The sequence below is a fragment of the Camelimonas fluminis genome (assembly GCF_014656355.1).
Taxonomy (GTDB): Bacteria; Pseudomonadota; Alphaproteobacteria; order Rhizobiales; family Beijerinckiaceae; genus Camelimonas; species Camelimonas fluminis.
On sequence record NZ_BNCG01000001.1, the window covers coordinates 64,540 to 83,055 of the forward strand.

At 67.2% G+C, this 18,516-nt stretch carries 16 protein-coding genes; 7 read left to right on the plus strand and 9 right to left on the minus strand.

The genetic code is table 11. The annotated features are described in order from the left end of the window. Positions 1-269: 269 nt before the first annotated feature. Positions 270-1,502 carry an argininosuccinate synthase gene (locus tag IE243_RS00340; protein ID WP_191317371.1) on the minus strand — a complete coding sequence of 411 codons (1,233 nt, stop codon included), beginning with the start codon at positions 1,500-1,502 and terminating at the stop codon, positions 270-272. A gap of 366 nt (positions 1,503-1,868) precedes the next feature. Between IE243_RS00340 and pncB the strand changes: the two genes are divergently transcribed. The 5 genes from pncB to IE243_RS00365 all read left to right on the plus strand — a co-directional run bounded on the left by pncB (position 1,869) and on the right by IE243_RS00365 (position 8,227). Further along, positions 1,869-3,185, plus strand: a complete 1,317-nt coding sequence (gene pncB, locus IE243_RS00345; RefSeq protein WP_191317372.1) for a nicotinate phosphoribosyltransferase — start codon at positions 1,869-1,871, stop codon at positions 3,183-3,185. 12 nt (positions 3,186-3,197) lie between these two features. Continuing rightward, the gene (locus IE243_RS00350) at positions 3,198-3,893 is read left to right on the plus strand and encodes a class I SAM-dependent methyltransferase (protein ID WP_191317373.1); all 696 of its coding nucleotides are present in this window, start codon (positions 3,198-3,200) and stop codon (positions 3,891-3,893) included. A 166-nt stretch (positions 3,894-4,059) separates the two neighbouring features. Further along, the gene (locus IE243_RS00355; protein ID WP_191317374.1) at positions 4,060-5,658 is read left to right on the plus strand and encodes a peptide chain release factor 3; all 1,599 of its coding nucleotides are present in this window, start codon (positions 4,060-4,062) and stop codon (positions 5,656-5,658) included. 25 nt (positions 5,659-5,683) lie between these two features. Further along, positions 5,684-7,516: an ABC-F family ATP-binding cassette domain-containing protein gene (locus IE243_RS00360; protein ID WP_191317375.1), complete on the plus strand. Its 1,833-nt coding sequence runs from the start codon at positions 5,684-5,686 to the stop codon at positions 7,514-7,516. Between the two features lie 99 nt (positions 7,517-7,615). Further along, a complete protein-coding gene (locus IE243_RS00365) occupies positions 7,616-8,227 on the plus strand; it encodes a hypothetical protein (RefSeq protein WP_191317376.1) in 612 nt (203 codons plus the stop codon). A 16-nt stretch (positions 8,228-8,243) separates the two neighbouring features. On the opposite strand, the gene IE243_RS00370 is transcribed toward IE243_RS00365, so the two are convergent. Both IE243_RS00370 and IE243_RS00375 read right to left on the minus strand, forming a co-directional pair. Further along, on the minus strand, positions 8,244-9,239 hold the full coding sequence (locus IE243_RS00370) for a metal ABC transporter substrate-binding protein (protein WP_244642549.1): 996 nt from the start codon (positions 9,237-9,239) through the stop codon (positions 8,244-8,246). A 338-nt stretch (positions 9,240-9,577) separates the two neighbouring features. Next, positions 9,578-10,042: a MarR family winged helix-turn-helix transcriptional regulator gene (locus IE243_RS00375; protein ID WP_191317377.1), complete on the minus strand. Its 465-nt coding sequence runs from the start codon at positions 10,040-10,042 to the stop codon at positions 9,578-9,580. A 245-nt stretch (positions 10,043-10,287) separates the two neighbouring features. Between IE243_RS00375 and IE243_RS00380 the strand changes: the two genes are divergently transcribed. Then, on the plus strand, positions 10,288-11,151 hold the full coding sequence (locus IE243_RS00380) for a universal stress protein (protein WP_191317378.1): 864 nt from the start codon (positions 10,288-10,290) through the stop codon (positions 11,149-11,151). Positions 11,152-11,305: 154 nt separating this feature from the next. Here the strand turns inward: IE243_RS00380 and IE243_RS00385 are convergent, their stop codons facing one another. From IE243_RS00385 to IE243_RS00410, 6 genes are all read right to left on the minus strand, one after another. Then, positions 11,306-12,283 carry an NADPH:quinone oxidoreductase family protein gene (locus IE243_RS00385; RefSeq protein ID WP_191317379.1) on the minus strand — a complete coding sequence of 326 codons (978 nt, stop codon included), beginning with the start codon at positions 12,281-12,283 and terminating at the stop codon, positions 11,306-11,308. Between the two features lie 90 nt (positions 12,284-12,373). Beyond that, on the minus strand, positions 12,374-12,985 hold the full coding sequence (locus IE243_RS00390; RefSeq protein ID WP_191317380.1) for a 2-hydroxychromene-2-carboxylate isomerase: 612 nt from the start codon (positions 12,983-12,985) through the stop codon (positions 12,374-12,376). Between the two features lie 24 nt (positions 12,986-13,009). Beyond that, positions 13,010-13,714 (minus strand): glutathione S-transferase N-terminal domain-containing protein, encoded by a 705-nt coding sequence (locus IE243_RS00395; RefSeq protein WP_191317381.1) that lies wholly within the window; start codon positions 13,712-13,714, stop codon positions 13,010-13,012. A gap of 243 nt (positions 13,715-13,957) precedes the next feature. Beyond that, entirely contained in the window at positions 13,958-14,782 is an 825-nt protein-coding gene (locus IE243_RS00400) for a crotonase/enoyl-CoA hydratase family protein (RefSeq protein WP_191317382.1), read from the minus strand. A 154-nt stretch (positions 14,783-14,936) separates the two neighbouring features. Further along, positions 14,937-15,911, minus strand: coding sequence for an ROK family protein (locus tag IE243_RS00405; protein ID WP_244642551.1), 975 nt, complete (start codon positions 15,909-15,911; stop codon positions 14,937-14,939). Positions 15,912-16,021: 110 nt separating this feature from the next. Beyond that, positions 16,022-16,570: an NADPH-dependent FMN reductase gene (locus tag IE243_RS00410; RefSeq protein ID WP_191317383.1), complete on the minus strand. Its 549-nt coding sequence runs from the start codon at positions 16,568-16,570 to the stop codon at positions 16,022-16,024. 150 nt (positions 16,571-16,720) lie between these two features. Here IE243_RS00410 and IE243_RS00415 point away from each other — a divergent pair, with 150 nt between their 5' ends. Next, positions 16,721-18,304, plus strand: a complete 1,584-nt coding sequence (locus IE243_RS00415; protein ID WP_191317384.1) for an AMP-binding protein — start codon at positions 16,721-16,723, stop codon at positions 18,302-18,304. Positions 18,305-18,516 lie beyond the last annotated feature (212 nt).

Sequence of the window (18,516 nt, forward strand, 5' to 3'; positions counted from 1 at the left end):
TGATGCCCCCATATGCAAGCCGGCGGCTCAGGATGCAACCCCGGAGCATGTTGTTTTTACACGCGATAGAGGCTTGGCTCCGCGTAAAAACCACGCGCTTCCGTCTTTTGGGGGCGACACGGGTCTGGCGTCCGGGCGGGATCGCTCATGTGATTCCGCCCGGCCGAAAATCGGCTCTGGCCGCCGGCAAGTCGTTGTCAGGTCGTCGCAAGGCGTCCGGATTTCGCGCCCGGACGCATCCTTGTCGACGCTGTCTGAAGCCGCCGGCCTCAGAGGCCGAGCTTCTTCCTGCGCTGGGCCAGGGTGCGCAGGCGCAGGGCGTTGAGCTTGATGAAGCCGGCGGCGTCGCGGTGGTCATAGGCCACGGCGCCTTCCTCGAAGGTCACCAGTTCCTGATCATAGAGCGTATAGGGGCTCTGGCGGCCGATGACGTGGACACCGCCCTTGTAGATCATCAGGCGGACGTCGCCGGTGACCAGCTCTTGGCTCTTGTCGATCATCGCCTGCAGCATCTCGCGCTCGGGCGAGAACCAGAAGCCGTTGTAGATCAGCTCGGCGTATTTCGGCATCAGCTCATCCTTCAGGTGAGCGGCGCCGCGGTCGAGGGTGATCGATTCGATGGCCCGGTGCGCATCGAGCAGGATCGTGCCGCCGGGGGTCTCGTACATGCCGCGGCTCTTCATGCCGACGAAGCGGTTTTCGACCAGGTCGAGGCGGCCGACGCCATTGTCGTGGCCGATCTTGTTGAGGTGGGCCAGCAGGGTGGCGGGGCTCATCTTCTGGCCGTCGACGGCGACGGCGTCGCCCTTCTCGAAGGCGATGGTGATGATCGTCGGCTGGTCAGGCGCCTGCAGCGGCGAGATGGTGCGCGAGAAGACGTAGTCCGGCACCTCGTCGTTCGGGTCTTCCAGCACCTTGCCCTCGGAAGACGAGTGCAGCAGGTTGGCGTCGACGGAGAACGGGGCCTCGCCGCGCTTGTCCTTGGCGATCGGGATCTGGTGCTTCTCGGCGAAGTCAAGCAAAGCGGTGCGGGAGGTCAGGTCCCACTCGCGCCATGGGGCGATGACGGTGACGTCGGGCTTCAGGGCGTAATAACCCAGCTCGAAGCGCACCTGGTCGTTGCCCTTGCCGGTGGCGCCGTGGCAGACGGCGTCGGCGCCGACCTTCTCGGCGATTTCGATCTGCTTCTTCGCGATCAGCGGGCGGGCGATGGAGGTGCCGAGCAGATAAACGCCTTCATACTGGGCGTTGGCGCGGAACATCGGGAAGACGTAGTCGCGCACGAATTCCTCGCGCAGGTCTTCAATGTAGATGTTCTCGGGCTTGATGCCGAGCAGCAGCGCCTTCTCGCGCGCCGGCTCCAGCTCCTCGCCCTGGCCGAGGTCAGCAGTGAAGGTGATGACCTCACAGCCATAGGTTGTCTGCAGCCACTTCAGGATGATCGAGGTGTCGAGCCCCCCCGAATAGGCCAGAACAACCTTGTTGACGCGCTTTGCCGTCATGATCTTTCCATCGCAAATGCCGGATGCGCGACGCCCTGACGGGGATAGCCCGGGCAGGGTTTGGGCTGACGCGATCCGCGGGTTAACCGGGAAACTGGGTGCGCCCGCCCGGAAGTTTTCCGGCCAGGCCATACGCGCGCGGACTATAGGGCGAAGCGCCGCGCGCGCAAGCCGCGCGCGGCCGTCGTCATCGCCAAAAACACGTCAGCGCCTTGACATTGTGGGCGCGACCCTGATGTTGCAGGGCGAAACCGGCGCGTCTTGCGCGGGCCGGTTCAGAAGGCCAGGCAGGAAGCAGGGCGTCCAGCTTTTGAACCTTTGGTCACATTGGCGCAGGGCCAGGAGCCCGGTCGCGGAGATCCCGTCATGGCGCATATCGATATCGCCCGACGTGTGTATGACCACAGCTGGAAGCTGGACCCGATCGTCCGCAGCCTGCTGGACACCGATTTCTACAAGCTGTTGATGCTCCAGATGATCTGGGGGTTGCGCCGCGAAGTGCGCGCCGATTTCACCCTGATCAACCGCTCGAAGGACATCCGCCTGGCGGATGACATCGACGAGCAGGAGCTGCGCGACCAGCTCGACCACGCCCGCACCTTGCGCTTCTCCAAAAAGGAGATGATCTGGCTCGCTGGCAACACCTTCTATGGCCGCAAGCAGATCTTCGAGCCGGACTTTCTGGCCTGGCTGGCGGATTTCCAGTTGCCTGAATATGAACTGCGCCGCGAGGACGGGCAGTTCGTGCTGAATTTCACCGGTCTTTGGACCCACACCAGCATGTGGGAAATCCCGGCCCTGGCCATCGTCAACGAACTGCGCTCCCGCGCCGCCATGCGCCGGATGGGGCGGTTCGATCTCGACGTGCTCTACGCCCGCGCCAAGGCGCGCCTGTGGGAGAAGGTGGAGCGCCTGCGGCAGTTGCCTGATCTGCGCATCTCCGATTTCGGCACCCGCCGGCGCCACGGCTTCCTGTGGCAGCGCTGGTGCGTTGAGGCGCTGAAGGAGGGGCTGGGCAAATCGCTGCTTGGCACCAGCAATGTGCTGCACGCCATGGAAACCGACCTGGAGGCCATCGGCACTAACGCCCATGAGCTGCCGATGGTGATGGCGGCGCTGGCCGAGAGCGACGAGGCGCGGCTGATGGCGCCTTATACGGTGCTGGAATCCTGGAAGAAGTATTACGGCGGCAATCTGCTGGTGGTGCTGCCGGACGCTTTTGGCACCACCAGTTTCCTGAAGCACGCCCCGGACTGGGTGGCCGACTGGACCGGTTTCCGCCCGGACTCCAAGCCGCCGATCGAGGGCGGCGAGGAGATCATCGCCTGGTGGCGCCTGAAGGGCCGCGACCCGCGCGAGAAGCTGCTGGTGTTCTCCGACGCCCTTGACGTCGATTCCATCGCGAAGACCTACCATCACTTCCATGGCCGCGTGCGCATGAGCTTCGGCTGGGGCACCAACCTCACCAATGATTTCGAGGGCTGCGCCACCCGGCCGGACCTCGATCTGCGCCCGGCTTCGCTGGTGTGCAAGGTGTCCTCGGCCAATGGCCGCCCGGCGGTGAAGCTGTCGGATAACCTGCAGAAAGCCACCGGAACGCCGGAGGCCATCGCCCACTACATGCAGGTGTTTGACTACGAGACGCCGTCGCGCCTGGAGCCGGTCGACGAGCAGGTCGCATAAGGCGGGAATCGCATGAGTGAAGGGTGGAGCGAATCGGCGCCGGCGTGGATCGCCGGGATCGACGACGATTTCTCGCGCCATGCCGTGCTGGATGCGCCGATGCTGGCCCGCGTCCGGGCGGGTGGCTACGACGATGCCCTCGACGTCGGCTGCGGCGAGGGGCGCTTCTGCCGGATGATGCGCGCCGCCGGGATCAGCGCCGTGGGCGTCGATCCGGTCCCGCTGATGGTGGAGACGGCGCGGGCGCGCGATCCGGGCGGCGACTATCGCGTCGGCCGGGCCGAACAGCTCGATTTCCCTGACGCCAGTTTCGACCTTGCGGTCAGCTACCTCAGCCTGATTGATATCGATGGCATGGAGCAGGCGGTCGCTGAAATGGCGCGGGTGCTGCGCCCCGGCGGCGCCCTGCTGATCGCCAATCTCAATTCGTTCTCGACGGCCGGCGGCTGGGAGGGCGAGGGCGCGGCCCAGCGCTATGCAATTGACGGCTACCTCGACAGCCGCGCCGAATGGGTGGCGTGGGCCGGCGTCCGCGTGCGCAACTGGCACCGGCCGCTGTCGCGCTACATGCAGACGCTGCTGGGGCAGGGGCTGACGCTCGCCTGCTTCGACGAGCCGGAGCCCGATCCCGCCTGGCCGGACGCCGCGCGCGTCGCCCGCTATCGCCGCGCTCCGTGGCTGCTGATGATGGAATGGCGCAAGCCATAGAGCGTTTTCCGGCGGCGCGCCTGTTCCGGGCGATCCGTCTTGTCCCGGCGGGCATGGGACGCGCGTTTGGCGGCGTCTCGCCCCCGGCGCGGAAACCTGCTAGAGCGCCCTCCAGATATCCAGCCGATAACCAACCGGCGGCCGCGCGCCGCCAGATCGCATTTTGATGAACGTCCAGACCTCGCCGGAAGCGCAGGCGGTCGAACGCCGCCGGACCTTCGCCATCATTTCCCACCCGGACGCGGGCAAGACCACGCTCACCGAGAAGCTGCTGCTGTTCGGCGGAGCGATTCAGCTCGCCGGGGCCGTGAAGGCCAAGCGCGGCGGCGCGGCGACGCGCTCGGACTGGATGGGCATCGAGAAGGAGCGCGGCATTTCCGTCGTCACCTCGGTGATGACCTTCGAATATGGCGATCACGTCTTCAACCTGCTCGATACGCCAGGCCACGAGGACTTCTCGGAAGACACCTACCGCACGCTGACGGCGGTGGACGCCGCGGTAATGGTGATCGACGCCGCCAAGGGCATCGAGGCGCGCACGCGCAAGCTGTTCGAGGTCTGCCGCCTGCGCGACATTCCGATCGTCACCTTCGTCAACAAGCTCGACCGCGAGGCCCGCGACCCGTTCGACCTGCTCGACGAGGTGGAGAAGACGCTGGCCCTCGACACCTCGCCGGTGACCTGGCCGATCGGCAGCGGCCGGTCCTTTGCCGGCACCTATGACCTGCGCAACCGCCGCGTGCGGCTGGTGGACAAGGACGACGCCGGCTTCACCGTCACGGGCGCCGACGATCCGAAGCTGCTTGGCCTGCTGCCGGAGCATGAGCGCGAGGCGTTCCACGAGGAGCTGTCGCTGGCCGAAGCCGCGCTGGAGCCGTTCGACCTGGACGCCTTCCGCCAGGGGCATTTGACGCCGGTGTTCTTTGGTTCGGCCCTGCGCAATTTCGGCGTGCGCGACCTGATCGACGCCATGGCCGCCTTCGCGCCGCCGCCACGCGGCCAGCAGGCGGCGACCCGCATGGTGGAGCCGACTGAAAAGCGCATGACCGGCTTCGTGTTCAAGATCCAGGCCAATATGGATCCCAACCACCGCGACCGCATCGCCTTCATGCGCGTTTGCTCCGGTCGGCTGACGCGCGGCATGAAGGCGCGGCTGGCCCGCACCGGCAAGCCGATGACCCTGTCGGCGCCGCAGTTCTTCTTCGCCCAGGACCGGTCGATCGCCGAGGAAGCCTTCGCTGGCGATGTGGTCGGCATTCCGAACCACGGCACCTTGCGCATCGGCGACACCCTGACTGAAGGCGAGGATCTGGTGTTCCGCGGCGTGCCGAGCTTCGCGCCGGAAATCATGCGCCGCATCAAGCTCACCGATCCGATGAAGGCCAAGAAGCTGAAGGAAGCCCTGCAGCAGATGGCCGAGGAAGGCGTCGTGCAGGTGTTCCAGCCGGTCGACGGCTCCGGCGCCATCGTCGGCGTGGTCGGGGCCCTGCAGCTCGACGTGCTGAAGGAGCGGCTGCAGGCGGAATATGGCCTGCCGATCGATTTTGAGCCGACGCGCTTCTCCATCTGCCGCTGGATTTCCAGCGACAAGGCGGGCGAGCTCGACAAATTCGTCAACGCCCATACCTCGTCGATCGCCCTGGATCTCGACCGTGAGCCGGTGTTCATGGCCACCACCGCCTTCTCGCTCAACTATGAGCAGGAGCGCTGGCCGGACATCCGCGTCTCCGACGTCAAGGATTATCAGGCCGGCGTCGCCGGTTGACCCGCAGATACGCAAGGTAGTTTCGATGGCCCTTCCTCCGCTGCTTTCCCTCGCCGGCGTGCGGCTGCGTCTGGGCACGCAGCAATTGCTGGACGGCGCCGGGCTGTCGGTGGCGCGCGGCGACCGGGTGGTGCTGGTGGGCCGCAACGGCTCCGGCAAGTCGACCATGCTCAAGGTGGCCGCCGGCCTGATCGAGCCCGACGCAGGCGAACGGTTCCTGCAGCCGGACGCCACCTTGCGTTATCTGCCGCAGGAGCCGGACCTCTCGGGCCATGACACGGTGATGTCGTGGGTGATGGAGGGGATGACCGAGGGCGACGACAGCTGGCGCGCCAGCATGTATCTGGAAAAGCTCGGCCTGACCGGTGAGGAGCACCCCTCCAGCCTGTCCGGCGGCGAGGCCCGCCGCGCCGCTCTGGCGCGCACCCTGGCGCCGGAGCCGGACATCCTGCTGCTCGATGAGCCGACGAACCACCTCGACCTGCCGAGCATCGAATGGCTGGAGCAGGAGCTGGCGGGCCTGCGCACGGCGCTGGTGCTGATCAGCCACGACCGGCGTTTTCTGGAAAAGCTCGGCAAGTCGATCGTCTGGCTCGATCGCGGCCAGACCCGCCGGGCCGATATCGGCTTCGACCGTTTTGAAGCCTGGCGCGACGAGGTGCTGGAGCAGGAAGAAGTCGCCGCCCAGAAGCTTGACCGCAAGATCGCCGCCGAGGAGCACTGGGTGCGCTACGGCGTCACCGCGCGCCGCAAGCGCAATGTGCGCCGCATGGGGGAACTGTCGGCGTTGCGCCAGCAACGTCGCGAGGCCCGCAGCGCCGTCAACCAGGCCTCCAGCCAGGTCAGCATGGCGGCCTCCGAGGCTGAACTGTCCGGCAAGCAGGTGATCGAGGCGAAGAACGTCAGCAAGAGCTTTGGCGAACGGATGATCGTGCGCGACCTGTCGCTGCGGCTGCTGCGCGGCGACAGGCTCGGAATCATCGGCCCCAATGGCGCCGGCAAGACCACGCTGATCAGCCTGCTCACCGGGGCGTTGGCGCCGGACGGCGGCGTGATCCGCCTCGGCGCCAATCTGGAGCTGGCGACCCTGGACCAGCGCCGGGCCCTGCTCGATCCCGACGCCACCCTGGCCGAAACGCTGACCGGCGGGCGCGGCGATAATGTCTTTGTCGGCGGCCAGCCCCGGCATGTCGTCTCTTACATGGCGGATTTCCTGTTTCCGCCGGAAATGGCGCGCACGCCCGTGAAGGTGCTCTCCGGCGGTGAGCGGGCGCGGCTGATGCTGGCCCTCGCCATGGCGCGGCCCTCGAACCTGCTGGTGCTGGACGAGCCGACCAATGATCTCGACCTGGAGACGCTGGACGTGCTGGAAGAGATGCTCGGCGCCTATTCCGGCACGGTGATCCTCATCAGCCACGACCGTGACTTCCTCGATCGCATCGTCGACGCCGTGCTGGTTCCGGAAGGCGATGGCCGCTGGCAGGAATATGCTGGCGGCTACAGCGACATGCTGCGTCAGCGCGGCGTCGATATCGCCAGCACCAAACCGGCGTCGAAGCCAGGCGTCGACAAGGCTGTCGTGAAGCCGGCGGAAAAGCCGGCTGAAAAGGCCGCTGCGAAGCGCATGAGCTTCAAGGACAAGCACGCCCTTGAGACGTTGCCCAAAACCATCGCCGAACTGGAAGCGAAACAGCAGGTGGTGCAGGGGAAGCTGGCCGACCCGGACCTCTATGCCAAGGACCGGGCGGCGTTCGAAAAGTTCACCGCCGCCGCCAGCCAGCTTCAGGAGCAGCTTGCCGCCGCCGAGGATCGCTGGCTGGAGCTGGAGATGCTGCGGGCGGAGATCGAGGGCGAATAACGCCATTCCTCTCTGGCGGACCGGTTCCGGACGCACGACCTTTGCTTTCGGTGGCGCGACCGGGCGTCGTCGCCAACACTGGCGTCGAGGGAGGCGCCAATGAGGGGCTACACAGGGAAGGCGACGTCCGGATCGGCGTCGCGTCGGCATGAATGGCGGACACTCCGGGCAGATGAAGCGGGGTTCCGGGAAGATGGCAGCGCGTACCTCATGGCCATCGATGCGCCCATGCTCGAAGGCCTGCGCAGGTGGGGCTTTCTCGACCCGGCCGACAGCGAGCGCGTTTACCAGTTTCTCGAGCCGCCGGTCCGGCCTCCCGACAGTCTGACAGCGTCTGGAAACCTGAAGACCCGACTGCCATTCGTCGTCAGTTGCGACGACTACGCCGCTTCCGGGCTGGTGCAGGCGCTACGCTTCGATTTCGATACGCGCGACGCGCCGGCGATATGGGTTGGTTTAAAACAGCCCCCGGAGGCGGTCTTTTCCGCTGGCGAAGTTCGTTTCACCCAAGCGCCGGTCCGGGGGCAGGATATCGTCAGGCTCTACATGGCGCCGGCTGACGCGCCTCATGTCGCCGGGATTCTGGAGGGTGATGAGAAGCTTCTGGACGCTGTCTGGCCCTTGCCAGGCAGTGCGCCAAAAGCTGGCCGCGCCGCCGACCGGGCAGCCCGGAAAGGCATTTCCGCCATTGTCGAGGAGGTCTTGCCTTGACAGCTCTGTCGCTCGCTCAGGGCGCCAGCGCCTTCTCCAGGGTTCCGACATTGCTGCGCATCATGTCGATATAGCTGGCGGCGGGGCCATCGGGGAGCGACAGGGAATCGGTGTAGAGCTGGCCGCCGGTTTTGACGCCGGTTTCCCGGGCGATGCGCGCCATCAGGCGCGGATCGGCGATGTTTTCCAGGAACACCGCCGGGGCTTTTTCGGCGCGGATCTGGCGGACCACGCGGGCGACGTCGGCGGCGGAGGCTTCGGTGTCGGTGGAAAGGCCCTGCGGCGCGATCAGGCCAAGACCATAAGCGCGGCCGAAATAGCCGAAGGCGTCATGGGTGGTGATGATGCGCCGGTGGTCGGCCGGGATCGCCGCCATGCGGCGACGGATGTCGGCGTCCAGCTCATCCAGGCGGGCCAGATAAGCGGCGGCGTTGTTTTCATAGGCGTCGCGGCCAGCCGGATCGGCGGCGATCAGTCCGTCGCGAATATTGCGCACGTAGATTTTGACATTGGCCACATCCTGCCAGGCGTGCGGATCGAGGCCGCCATGGTCGTGTCCATGGTTATGGTCTGGCGCGGCGTCATGGACGTGGCCGGGGGCCTTCTCGTCCAGGTGGGCGGCGTTGACGCCCTTGCTCGCGACAATGACTGGCGCCTTCGCGCCCGAGGCGCTGATGAGGCGCGGCAGCCAGCCTTCAAGGGCGAGGCCGTTGGTGATGATCAGCCGGGCGGCGGCGATGCGTTTCGCATCGGCCGGGGCCGGGGAAAAGACATGCACGTCGCCGCCAGGGCCGACCAGGGCGGTGACGTCCACCCGGTCGCCGCCAACCTGGTGGGCCAGATCGGCGAGTATGGAGAAGCTGGCGACGACGGGAACCTTGCCGGCGGCGCCAGCATCGGCGCGGGCGACCGATGCGCCGGTGACGGCGGGCGCGCCGCTGGCGAGCGCCAGCATCGCCGTCAGCACGGCTCTGCGGTTTAACCGGACAGCGCGGCCGGTATGCGTGGGCATGGACTGGCTCCCTCAATAAGCGCTCGCAAAAACGCCCGCAAAGATCCGTCAGAGTAGCGGCGATGGCTTGCGCCGCAGGCGCGGGTCAGCGCGTTTTTTAGCGGATGTCATTGTGCGTCAGGAAAACACGTCAACACAGATGGATGGGGCAACGTCTGGTTCAGGACGAACGGATTTTGCTCCGGATTGGCAGAACCCGGCGTTGCGTGGCCGGCAACGGATACGGGTCACGGTTGTTGTGTAATGAAATAACATTACGACATCAACTGCGATGTGATGACGTCAGACAGGCGCAGCGCTAATTTTCCAGGGACGGCGGCCGGGCCCGCTTCTGCGGATCAGGCGTCTGCGCGCTGGAAAATGATCTCCATGGTGCGCGTCATGGTCTCAAGGTCCTGGGGATCGATGCCGGCGACGATTTCGGCCTGGTAAGCATGAGCGAGGGGCACGATCTGCCGGTAAAGCTCCTGGCCATCGTCGCTCAGCCACAGGTTGATCTCGCGCCGGTCGTGCGGGCTGACCTCGCCGCGCACGAGGCCACGGGCCTCCAGCGCCGTCACCGCGCGCGACACCTTGGTCTTGTGCATGCGGCTGTGCTGGCCAATGGCCTTGGCGGTGAGCGGCGAGAAGGCGCCCAGCGTCGCCAGCACCCGCCATTCGGGAATGGCGAGGTTGAACCGGTCCAGGTGCTGCCTGGCCAGCCCCTGGGCGACGACCTCCGACAGCACGGCCATGCGGTAAGGCAGGTATGACTGAAGATTGAGCTCCGGCGCCTCGCCGTCAGCGACCCCATCAGTGGACATGATGCTCATCTGGAATGTTGCGGCCCCGATATTGCGGCAACGCCCGCATAGCACGGTTCTGCGGGAAGGCGTAAATGTTTTGAGAGAGGCGCTTCACGCGCGTCGCGCGGCGTGCTGTCCTGCACCGGAAACAGGGGAATGTCCGGAGCGAGCGGGCCGGGTCGGCGCCGCGTGGCGCCCGGTTCCGGGGGCGGGCGCCTGCTCCTGTGATGGTTGCCCGCGACAGGCTCTCAGGGAGATGTTCGATGATGGATCTGATGGTGCACCTTGATGGCTCGGCGGAGGATGAGGTCCGGCTCGCACATGCGCGGACCGTGATCGCCAGCATTGGCGCGCCCAGCGTGACGCGCCTGATCGGGCTGTTCACCAACGCGCTGCCCGAGTTCGCCACGGTGATGCCGATCGAGGCCGGCGCCGCGGCGGTCTCCGTGGTGGCCGACATCGAGGACCAGGTGCGGCGCGAAGGCGACAATATCGAAAAAGCGCTCAACGAACGGCTGGCCGGCTATGGCGTGCCCTATGAAGTGCGCCGCCTTGAAGCCCGGCCGGCCGGGCTCGCCCGGCTGGCGGCCCGCCAGGCGCGCTGGGCCGACCTGTTCATCGCCACCTGCCCCTATCGCGGCGACGCCGAGCAGGACTGGGGCGACCTGGTCGAGGCGGTGCTGACCGAGAGCGGACGCGGCGTGCTGCTGGCCCCGCCCGGCGCCCACGCGCCGGAGAAGTTCGACCGTGTCCTGATCGGCTGGCGCGACTGCCGGCAGGCGACCCGCGCCGTCGCCGAGGCCATGCCGCTGATCGCCAGCGCGCGCCAGACCGATATCGTCTACGCCTTCACCAAGGAGGATGAGGCGACGGACCGTTCGGCCGAGGATCTGGCCGCGCACCTGCGTCGTCAGGTGAGCCAAAGCGCCGGACAGGTCGCCATTCACCCGGTGAAGCTCGACGCCGGCGTCGCCACCGAGGCGCTGCTGGATGAAAGCGAGCGCCTGGGGTCCAACCTGATGGTCATGGGCGGCTATGGCCAGTCGCGCTGGCTGGAGTGGTTCATGGGCGGCACGACGCGCGACGTCATCACCCAGACCGACCGGGCTTTGCTGCTGGCGCACTGACGGCGCACTGGTGGGGCGCACCGACTGGCGGTTGGCGGTTGGCGGATTTGCGGGGCGTCGCGACGCCCATCTGGCCATCAATGACGTCCGTATCCCCGGCCGCGCCGGTGGCGGACGTCGGGCAAGACCCGCCGTCTGGCGCCCAAACAGGCCGTCAGCGCGTCTGGATCACCACGCGGCCGATGGCCTTGCGGTCGCGGATCAGTTCGAACGCTTCGCGCCAGCGATCCAGCGGCACGATGTGGGAGATGTGCGGCTTCAGCTTGCCGCTGGCGGCCAGTTCGGCGAGGGCGGCTTTCGAGCGCTGGCCGCTGGCCGGATCGTGCTTCGCCGATTCACCCGCGCGCACGCCGAGCACGCTGGCGCCCTTGATCAGCACCAGATTGGTCGCCGCCTTGCCGACGCCGCCGGTGAAGCCAATGATGAGCAGGCGGCAGCCCCAGTTCATGCAGCGCAGGCTCTGCTCGAAAATCTCGCCGCCGATCGGGTCGAACACCACGTCGGCTCCCTTGCCGCCGGTCAGGCGCTTGACCTCGTCCTTGAACGGGCCGGCGCCGTAGAGAATGGCGTGGTCGGCGCCGCTGGCGCGGATGACGTCGAGCTTCTCGGGCGATGAGGCGCAGCCGATCACCGTCGCTCCCATCATCTTGCCAATCTGCACGGCGGCGAGGCCAACGCCGCCGCCGGCGCCGTGCACCAGCAGAACTTCGCCGGCCTTGAGATGGGCGCGCTCGTTCAGCGCGTACCACGCGGTGAGGTAGGCGACGCGGAAGCAGGCGCCCTCAGCGAACGACAATGCGTCCGGCAGCGGCTCCAGCTGCGTTTCCGCCGCCACCGCCTCTTCGGCGAAAGCGCCGGTCTTGCCGCCCATCATCACCCGGTCGCCCACCTTGAACCGGGTGACGCCCGGCCCGATCTCGCTCACCACGCCCGCCGCCTCCATGCCGGGGACGTAGGGCGTTACGGGCTTGAACTGGTAGCCGCCGGTGGTCATCAGCAGATCGGGAAAATTGATGCCGGCGGCGTGGATCTCCACGCGGACCTGCCCTGGACCGACCGGCGCGCGCGGCGCCTCCTGCAACGACAGTCCGTCGAGACTTTCGAGGGCGTGACAGATGACGGCGCGGGGCATGGGCGTTTCCTCTATGTCGGATATTTGTTTTATTGTTGGGCGCGGGGGGAAAATCGCGGTCCCGGGGGGCAAGAATTTTCCCGCCCGCGATCAGGCGGCGCGGTCGCGCAGGATGGCGTCGCGGATCAGCGGCATGCGGTCGTTGCCGAAATACATGTCGCCGCCGTTGACGAAGATGGTCGGCGAGCCGAAACCGCCGCGCGCGATCACCTCGTCGGTGTTGGCGCGCAGGGCGTCCTTGACCTCCTGCTGGCCGATGGCGGCGAAGAAGGCGTCGCGATCGACGCCGAGCCTGTCGAGGATCGGGATCAGGTGCTCGTCCTGGGATATGTCGTTCTCGTCGCGCCAGTAGCTTTCGAACACGGCGCGGGCGAACGGAACCATCTTGCCCTGGGGCAGCAGCCAGACGCAGCCGCGCATGGCCTTGACGCTGTTCACCGGGAACACCTTCGGCCAGTTGATCTCAACGCCGCAATGGCGGGCCCAGTCCTGCAGGTCCTTGCGCATGTAGTTGGCCTTCTGCGGCACAGGCTGCTGGCGCGAGGCGTAGACCGTGGGATTGATGGTGTTGAAGATGCCGCCCACCATGATCGGCTTCCAGGTGACGGTCTCACCCAGTTCGTCGGCCAGCTTGATGAGTGAATCGAAGCCCAGATAAGTCCACGGGCTGGAGCAGTCGAAGAAACATTCAATCGTGGTCATTGGAAAGGCCCTGGATGCGGTGTGTCAGTTGCGGGCCGGCGCGGCGCCCGCGGCGGTCTGGCCGAACAGGACCTTCTTGGCCTCGTCGGTCATCGGCTTGCGCCAGTCCTTGCCCACGTCGAGGCCGGCCTGCAGCTTTGGTCGCTGGCGCAGCTCGGCGTACCAGCGCGCGATATGCGGGTAGGCGTCCAGGGAAATCTCCTGCGCCTTGTGGGTCATGATCCACGGGAAAATCGCCATGTCGGCGATGGAATAGTCGCCAGCGACGCAGGCGCCGGTCTGGCCGAGCTGGCGGTCGAGCACGCCGTAGAGGCGCCGGGCTTCGTCCCCGTAGCGCTTGACGCCGTAAGGCACCTGCTCCGGGGCGTAGAGCTTGAAATGGCCATGCTGGCCGAGCATCGGCCCGAGGCCGCCCATCTGCCACATCAGCCATTGCAGCACGCGGTAGCGCCCGCGCACGTCCGCCGGCAGGAACTTGCCGGACTTCTCCGCCAGATATTCGAGGATGGCGCCGGATTCGAAGATCGACACCGGCTCGCCGCCGTCGGCCGGAGCGGTATCGACGATGGCCGGCATGCGGCCATTGGGGCTGATGGCCTGAAATTCCGGTTTGAACTGGTCGCCCGAACCGATGTTCACGGGAACCAGCCGGTAAGGAATGCCGGCTTCCTCCAGCATGATGGTGATTTTCCAGCCGTTCGGGGTCGGCCAGTAGTGCAGGTCGATCATGGGACGTTTCCTCCTCGGCCGGCCTTGTCGCCTGGCCTGGCCCTGGGCAGGCGCCGCGCGCGGCGCCATGCCGGGATGTCTGGGCGCCGCTGGCGCTCGCCGCCCAGGCGGGGCAATCAGGGCGGGCCAAACCAGGCTGGCTGGTCAGGCTCCGCGCCCTCATGTCCGGTCAGGCAAGGACCAGAATCAGAATCTGGCGCGCGGCCCGGTCAGCCGCTGTGGCGACAACGCCGGAACGGGGCGTCAGATTTTCGCGTCAGCGTATTTCGCCGGGCGCTTTTCCAGGTTGGACATGATGGCCTCGACCTGGTTGGGGCTGCCGATCAGCACGCCCTGCTCGATCGATTCATCGATCAGGCCTTCCATCGGCGAGACGATGGCGGCGCGGTTGAGGATGCGCTTGCTGGCGCGGATGGCGTCAGGGCTCTTGTCGGCGATGAGGCGGGCGGTTTCCATGGCCTCGGCGTAAGGATCGGCGCAGACGCGGGTGGCGAAGCCGTAGTTCAGGGCTTCCTCGCCGTTGAAGATGCGGCCGGTGTAGGTCAGCTCGCGCACCACGTCCTCGCGGGCGAGGTGACGCATGATCTGGGTGCCGGCCATGTCCGGCACCAGGCCCCACTTGATCTCCATCACCGACATGCGGGTATCCGCCGTGACGTAACGCATGTCCGCGCCCAGGGCGAGCTGGAAGCCGCCGCCAAAGGCGACGCCATGCACGGCGGCGATCACCGGCACCGGCAGTTCGCGCCAGCCCCAGACGGCGTATTGCGGGCGGTTGGCGGCGCCATGGGTGCGCGGCTCCAGCTTGCGCGGCACGGCGGCCTTGCCATCGTCGCCGCCGCCATTGCCGGCCATCTTGCCGAAATTGCCCATGTCGAGACCGGCGCAGAAGGCGCGGCCTTCGCCGGACAGGACGACGACGCGCACTTCCGGGTTCTTGCCAAGGGTTTCGATCGCTTCGACCAGCGCGTCGAACATGGCGTGATCGAGCGCATTCATCTTGTCGGTGCGCACGAGCTTCACGTCGGCGACGCCGCCGGTGATGTTGATTGCGATGCGGCCCTGCATGGTCTTCCGTTCCTCTTGCCCTGTTCGCCTGGTTTGCCCGGCTCCCCGCGACCCGGTCCGTCGCGCGGCCTAACAAGCATTCGATTGAATTTGGCCGCTGATGGTCAGGAGCGCGCGGCAATTGTCAAGCGCCGTTGACGCAACTGCGCGTGGCTCAGGCCTGCTTCCAGAGCCACGCCGCCCCGCGCACGCCAGAGCTGTCGCCATGCGCCGCCTTGCGCACCGGCGTGTCGAATACGTCCGAGAAAATATGCGGCGTCATGGCGGCGGGCAGATCGGCGTACAGTTCGTCCACATTGGCCATGCCGCCGCCCAGCACGATGGCGTCCGGATCGAGCACGTTGACGACGGCCCCAAGGCCGCGCGCCAGCCGGTCGAGATAGCGATGGTATGACGCCTGGGCGAGGCGATCGCCGGCGCGCATGGCGGCGATGACCTGTTGTGCGGTCATGACGTCCGGCGCCGGCCGGCCGTCAGCCCGGAGCGACGCCACATGGTCACGTGCGAAAGCCGGGCCGCTGAGAAAGGTTTCGACGCAGCCGCTCCGCCCACAATAACAGGCATGGCCGGCGGCCTCGGCGTCGCTCATGCCGGGTAACGGCATGTGCCCCCATTCGCCGGCGATGGCGTTGCGCCCGGTCAGGGGACGGCGGTCGATGGCCAGCCCCGAGCCAACGCCAGTGCCGAGGATCACCGCCCACACCACCCGCGCGTCGGCCCCGGCGCCATCGGTGGCTTCGGAGGCGGCGAGGCAATTGGCGTCGTTGGCGATGAGCGCCGGGCGGCCCAGCGCCGCTTCGAGGTCGCGTTGTAGCGGCCGGCCGTTCAGCCAGGTGGAGTTGGCGTTGCGGATCAGGCCGCTGGCCGGGGAGGGCGAGCCGGGAATGCCGAACCCCACCGGCGTCGCCAGTGGCGGCGAGCCAGCGTCCGCCTCCACCTGCGCGACCAGCGCGGCAATGGCGGCGACGCCAGCCTCATAGTCGTGGCGCGGGGTGGCGACGCGGCGCCGCGCCAGCTCCCGGCCGTCGCCAGCCAGTGCGATCGCCTCGATCTTGGTGCCGCCGAGATCAACGCCAAGACGGATGCCATCAAGACGGACGCCATCAAGACGGACGTCATCGGGACGCACGCCGCCTGGACGGGCTCCATCAAACTGGACCCCATCAGGGCGCGGCTGGTCCGCATGACTGGCGCCCGCGGGCGCCGCGCCCGTTGCGGCGGGCGTCCGCGGGCAGGCGCTCACCGGACCAGACGGTCGATATGCGCCGCGAGAGCGTCGACGTAGCTCTGCAGGAACTTGCGCGTCCCGTCATCGGTGATCGCGTCGGAGGCGTCGATCAGACCGGGTTTGGCGCTGAAGTACAGCTCGGGCTGGGACATCAGCAGGGCGCCGGCGGCGCTGATGGTGGTGCGCACATGGGCCTGTGCCGTGGCCGTGCCAATGGCGCCTGGGCTGGCGCCCGCGATGGCGGTCGGCTTGTGCATCCAGCTGCTCTTGCCATAGGGGCGCGAACCCCAGTCGATGGCGTTCTTCAGCAGCGGCGAGGTGGAGCGGTTGTATTCCGGCGTCAGCAACAGGGCGGCGTTGGCGGCCTCAAGCTCCTGCTTGAAGCGGAGCACGGCCTCCGGCGGATTTTTCCACAGGTCGTCATTGTACATGGGAAGATCGTCGATCTTCAGGAAGCGGAACGCGAGGCTGCCTTCCGCCAGCCTGGCCAGGGCGCGGCCAAGCTGCTGGTTGAGCGAGCCTTCCCGCACGCTGCCAACGACAACTGCAACTGTCTTCATTTCGTCTACCTCGCTGTGGTGCGCCGCGCGCCCGTCTCCCCGGGAGCCTGCGCCGCAGCCATTGCCAATCCCGGGCGCATCCGGCGTAATGCGCGTCAAATTATGCATCGACCGGCCCGTCGGAAAGAGGCGCGCCGTGGGGAGGACACGATGGCGATCTTGCGACCCGGCCTGGGGCACCCTTTCGCGGGCCAGGACATCCGCACGCTGGTAGACTACCGCGCCCAGGCGAGCGCCAACAAACCGTTCATCATCTGGGAGCCATTCGCGGGGCCGGGCCTTACGTGGTCCTACGCCCAGTTCGCCAACCGCCTGGCCCGTTTCGCCGCTGGGCTGCAGGCGCGGGGCGTGCGGCCCGGCGACCGCGTGCTGGTGCATCTCGACAACTGCCCGGAATCGATCGTCTCCTGGCTGGGCTGCGCCTATGCCGGCGCCGTGGCGGTCACCACCAACGCCCGCTCCAGCGCCGATGAACTGACCTATTTTGCCGACCACAGCGGCGCCGTCGCCGGCATCACCCAGCCGAAGTTCGCCAATCTGGTCGCCGGGGCGTGCAAGGGGCTGCGCTGGCTCGCGGTGACCGAAACCGACAATGGCGAAGACGCCGGCGCCAATGCGCCCGCGCCGGCCGACGCCTTCAGCGCCATCGACGGCGATCCGGCCGCGCTGCTCGCCCGACCGCATGATCCGATGGCGCCGTTCTCGCTGCAGTTCACCTCCGGCACCACCTCACGGCCCAAGGCCGTGCTGTGGACCCACGCCAACGCCCTGTGGGGCGCCAAGGTGAATGCGGTGCATGAGGAGCTGCGCTCCAGCGACACGCACCTGATGACCATGCCGCTGTTCCACACCAACGCCCAGGCCTACACGTTGCTGGCGAGCCTGTGGGCCGGGGCGACCTGCGTGGTGCAGCCGCGTTTCTCGGCCTCGCGCTTCTGGCCCGTGTCCCTGAAGCATGGTTGCACCTGGGCGTCGATGATCCCGTTCTGCATCAAGGCGCTGATGGCGCACGACGTGCCGCCGCACAGCTACCGGGCGTGGGGCGTCGGCGTGTGCGACGCGCCGTGGGACGCGCACTTTGGCGTGCGCTCGCTCGGCTGGTGGGGCATGACCGAGACCATTACGCACGGCACCGTGGGCGAGTTGCACAGCTATAGCCGGCCGATGTCGATGGGGCGCTGTTCGCCGGAATACGCCGTGCGCATTGTCGACGACAATGGCGCCGAGCTGGGGGCCGGCGCGACCGGCGATTTCCAGATCAGGGGCATTCCGGGTCTGTCGCTGTTCGCCGCCTATGACGGCAACGAGCAGGCGACGCGCGATTCGTTCACCGACGACGGCTGGTTCATCACCGGCGACCGGGTGTCGCTGATGGAGGACGGCTTCTTCGTTTTCGCCGACCGCAGCAAGGACATGCTGAAGGTCGGCGGCGAGAACGTCGCGGCCTCGGAGATCGAGCGCGTGGCGCTGCTGGTGCCAGGCATCTCCGAAGTCGCGGTGGTGGCGAAAAAACACCCGATGCTGGATGAGGCGCCGGTGGCTTTCATCCTGCCGCTGGCCGGGCAGGCGCCGGCGCCCGATCTGGCCGACCAGGTGATGGCCGCCTGCCGGACGCAACTGGCCGGCTTCAAGGTGCCGCACGAGGTGCGGGTCGTCGCCGAGCTGCCGCGTTCGACGCTGGAGAAGATCAACAAGGCGACATTGCGCAAGATGCTGGCGGACGAGCAGGCCTGAGCATCGCGGGCCGGCGCCGCGTGTGGCGGCGCACGGGCGGATCACCGGGGGCGCGACAGGATGGGGCGGTTGTGACGCAATCCGTTTTTGACGACATCCCTGGAGCATCCAATGAGAAGAGTCTGGTCTGACGGCGTGGTCGCCGGTTCACGCGCCGCCGGTTTTCTGGCTGCGGTCCTGCTGGCGGCTGGCCCGGCCTGGGCGCAGCCAGC

Coding starts and splice junctions, on each gene's coding strand:
- IE243_RS00350 (WP_191317373.1), top strand. CDS start 3,198: ATGAGTGAAGGGTGGAGCGAATCGGCGCCGGCGTGGATCGCCGGGATC.
- IE243_RS00380 (WP_191317378.1), top strand. CDS start 10,288: ATGATGGATCTGATGGTGCACCTTGATGGCTCGGCGGAGGATGAGGTC.
- IE243_RS00390 (WP_191317380.1), bottom strand. CDS start 12,985: ATGACCACGATTGAATGTTTCTTCGACTGCTCCAGCCCGTGGACTTAT.
- IE243_RS00395 (WP_191317381.1), bottom strand. CDS start 13,714: ATGATCGACCTGCACTACTGGCCGACCCCGAACGGCTGGAAAATCACC.
- IE243_RS00375 (WP_191317377.1), bottom strand. CDS start 10,042: ATGTCCACTGATGGGGTCGCTGACGGCGAGGCGCCGGAGCTCAATCTT.
- IE243_RS00370 (WP_244642549.1), bottom strand. CDS start 9,239: ATGCCCACGCATACCGGCCGCGCTGTCCGGTTAAACCGCAGAGCCGTG.
- IE243_RS00400 (WP_191317382.1), bottom strand. CDS start 14,782: ATGCAGGGCCGCATCGCAATCAACATCACCGGCGGCGTCGCCGACGTG.
- IE243_RS00410 (WP_191317383.1), bottom strand. CDS start 16,570: ATGAAGACAGTTGCAGTTGTCGTTGGCAGCGTGCGGGAAGGCTCGCTC.
- IE243_RS00385 (WP_191317379.1), bottom strand. CDS start 12,283: ATGCCCCGCGCCGTCATCTGTCACGCCCTCGAAAGTCTCGACGGACTG.
- IE243_RS00360 (WP_191317375.1), top strand. CDS start 5,684: ATGGCCCTTCCTCCGCTGCTTTCCCTCGCCGGCGTGCGGCTGCGTCTG.
- IE243_RS00340 (WP_191317371.1), bottom strand. CDS start 1,502: ATGACGGCAAAGCGCGTCAACAAGGTTGTTCTGGCCTATTCGGGGGGG.
- IE243_RS00365 (WP_191317376.1), top strand. CDS start 7,616: ATGAGGGGCTACACAGGGAAGGCGACGTCCGGATCGGCGTCGCGTCGG.
- IE243_RS00355 (WP_191317374.1), top strand. CDS start 4,060: ATGAACGTCCAGACCTCGCCGGAAGCGCAGGCGGTCGAACGCCGCCGG.
- IE243_RS00415 (WP_191317384.1), top strand. CDS start 16,721: ATGGCGATCTTGCGACCCGGCCTGGGGCACCCTTTCGCGGGCCAGGAC.
- pncB (WP_191317372.1), top strand. CDS start 1,869: ATGGCGCATATCGATATCGCCCGACGTGTGTATGACCACAGCTGGAAG.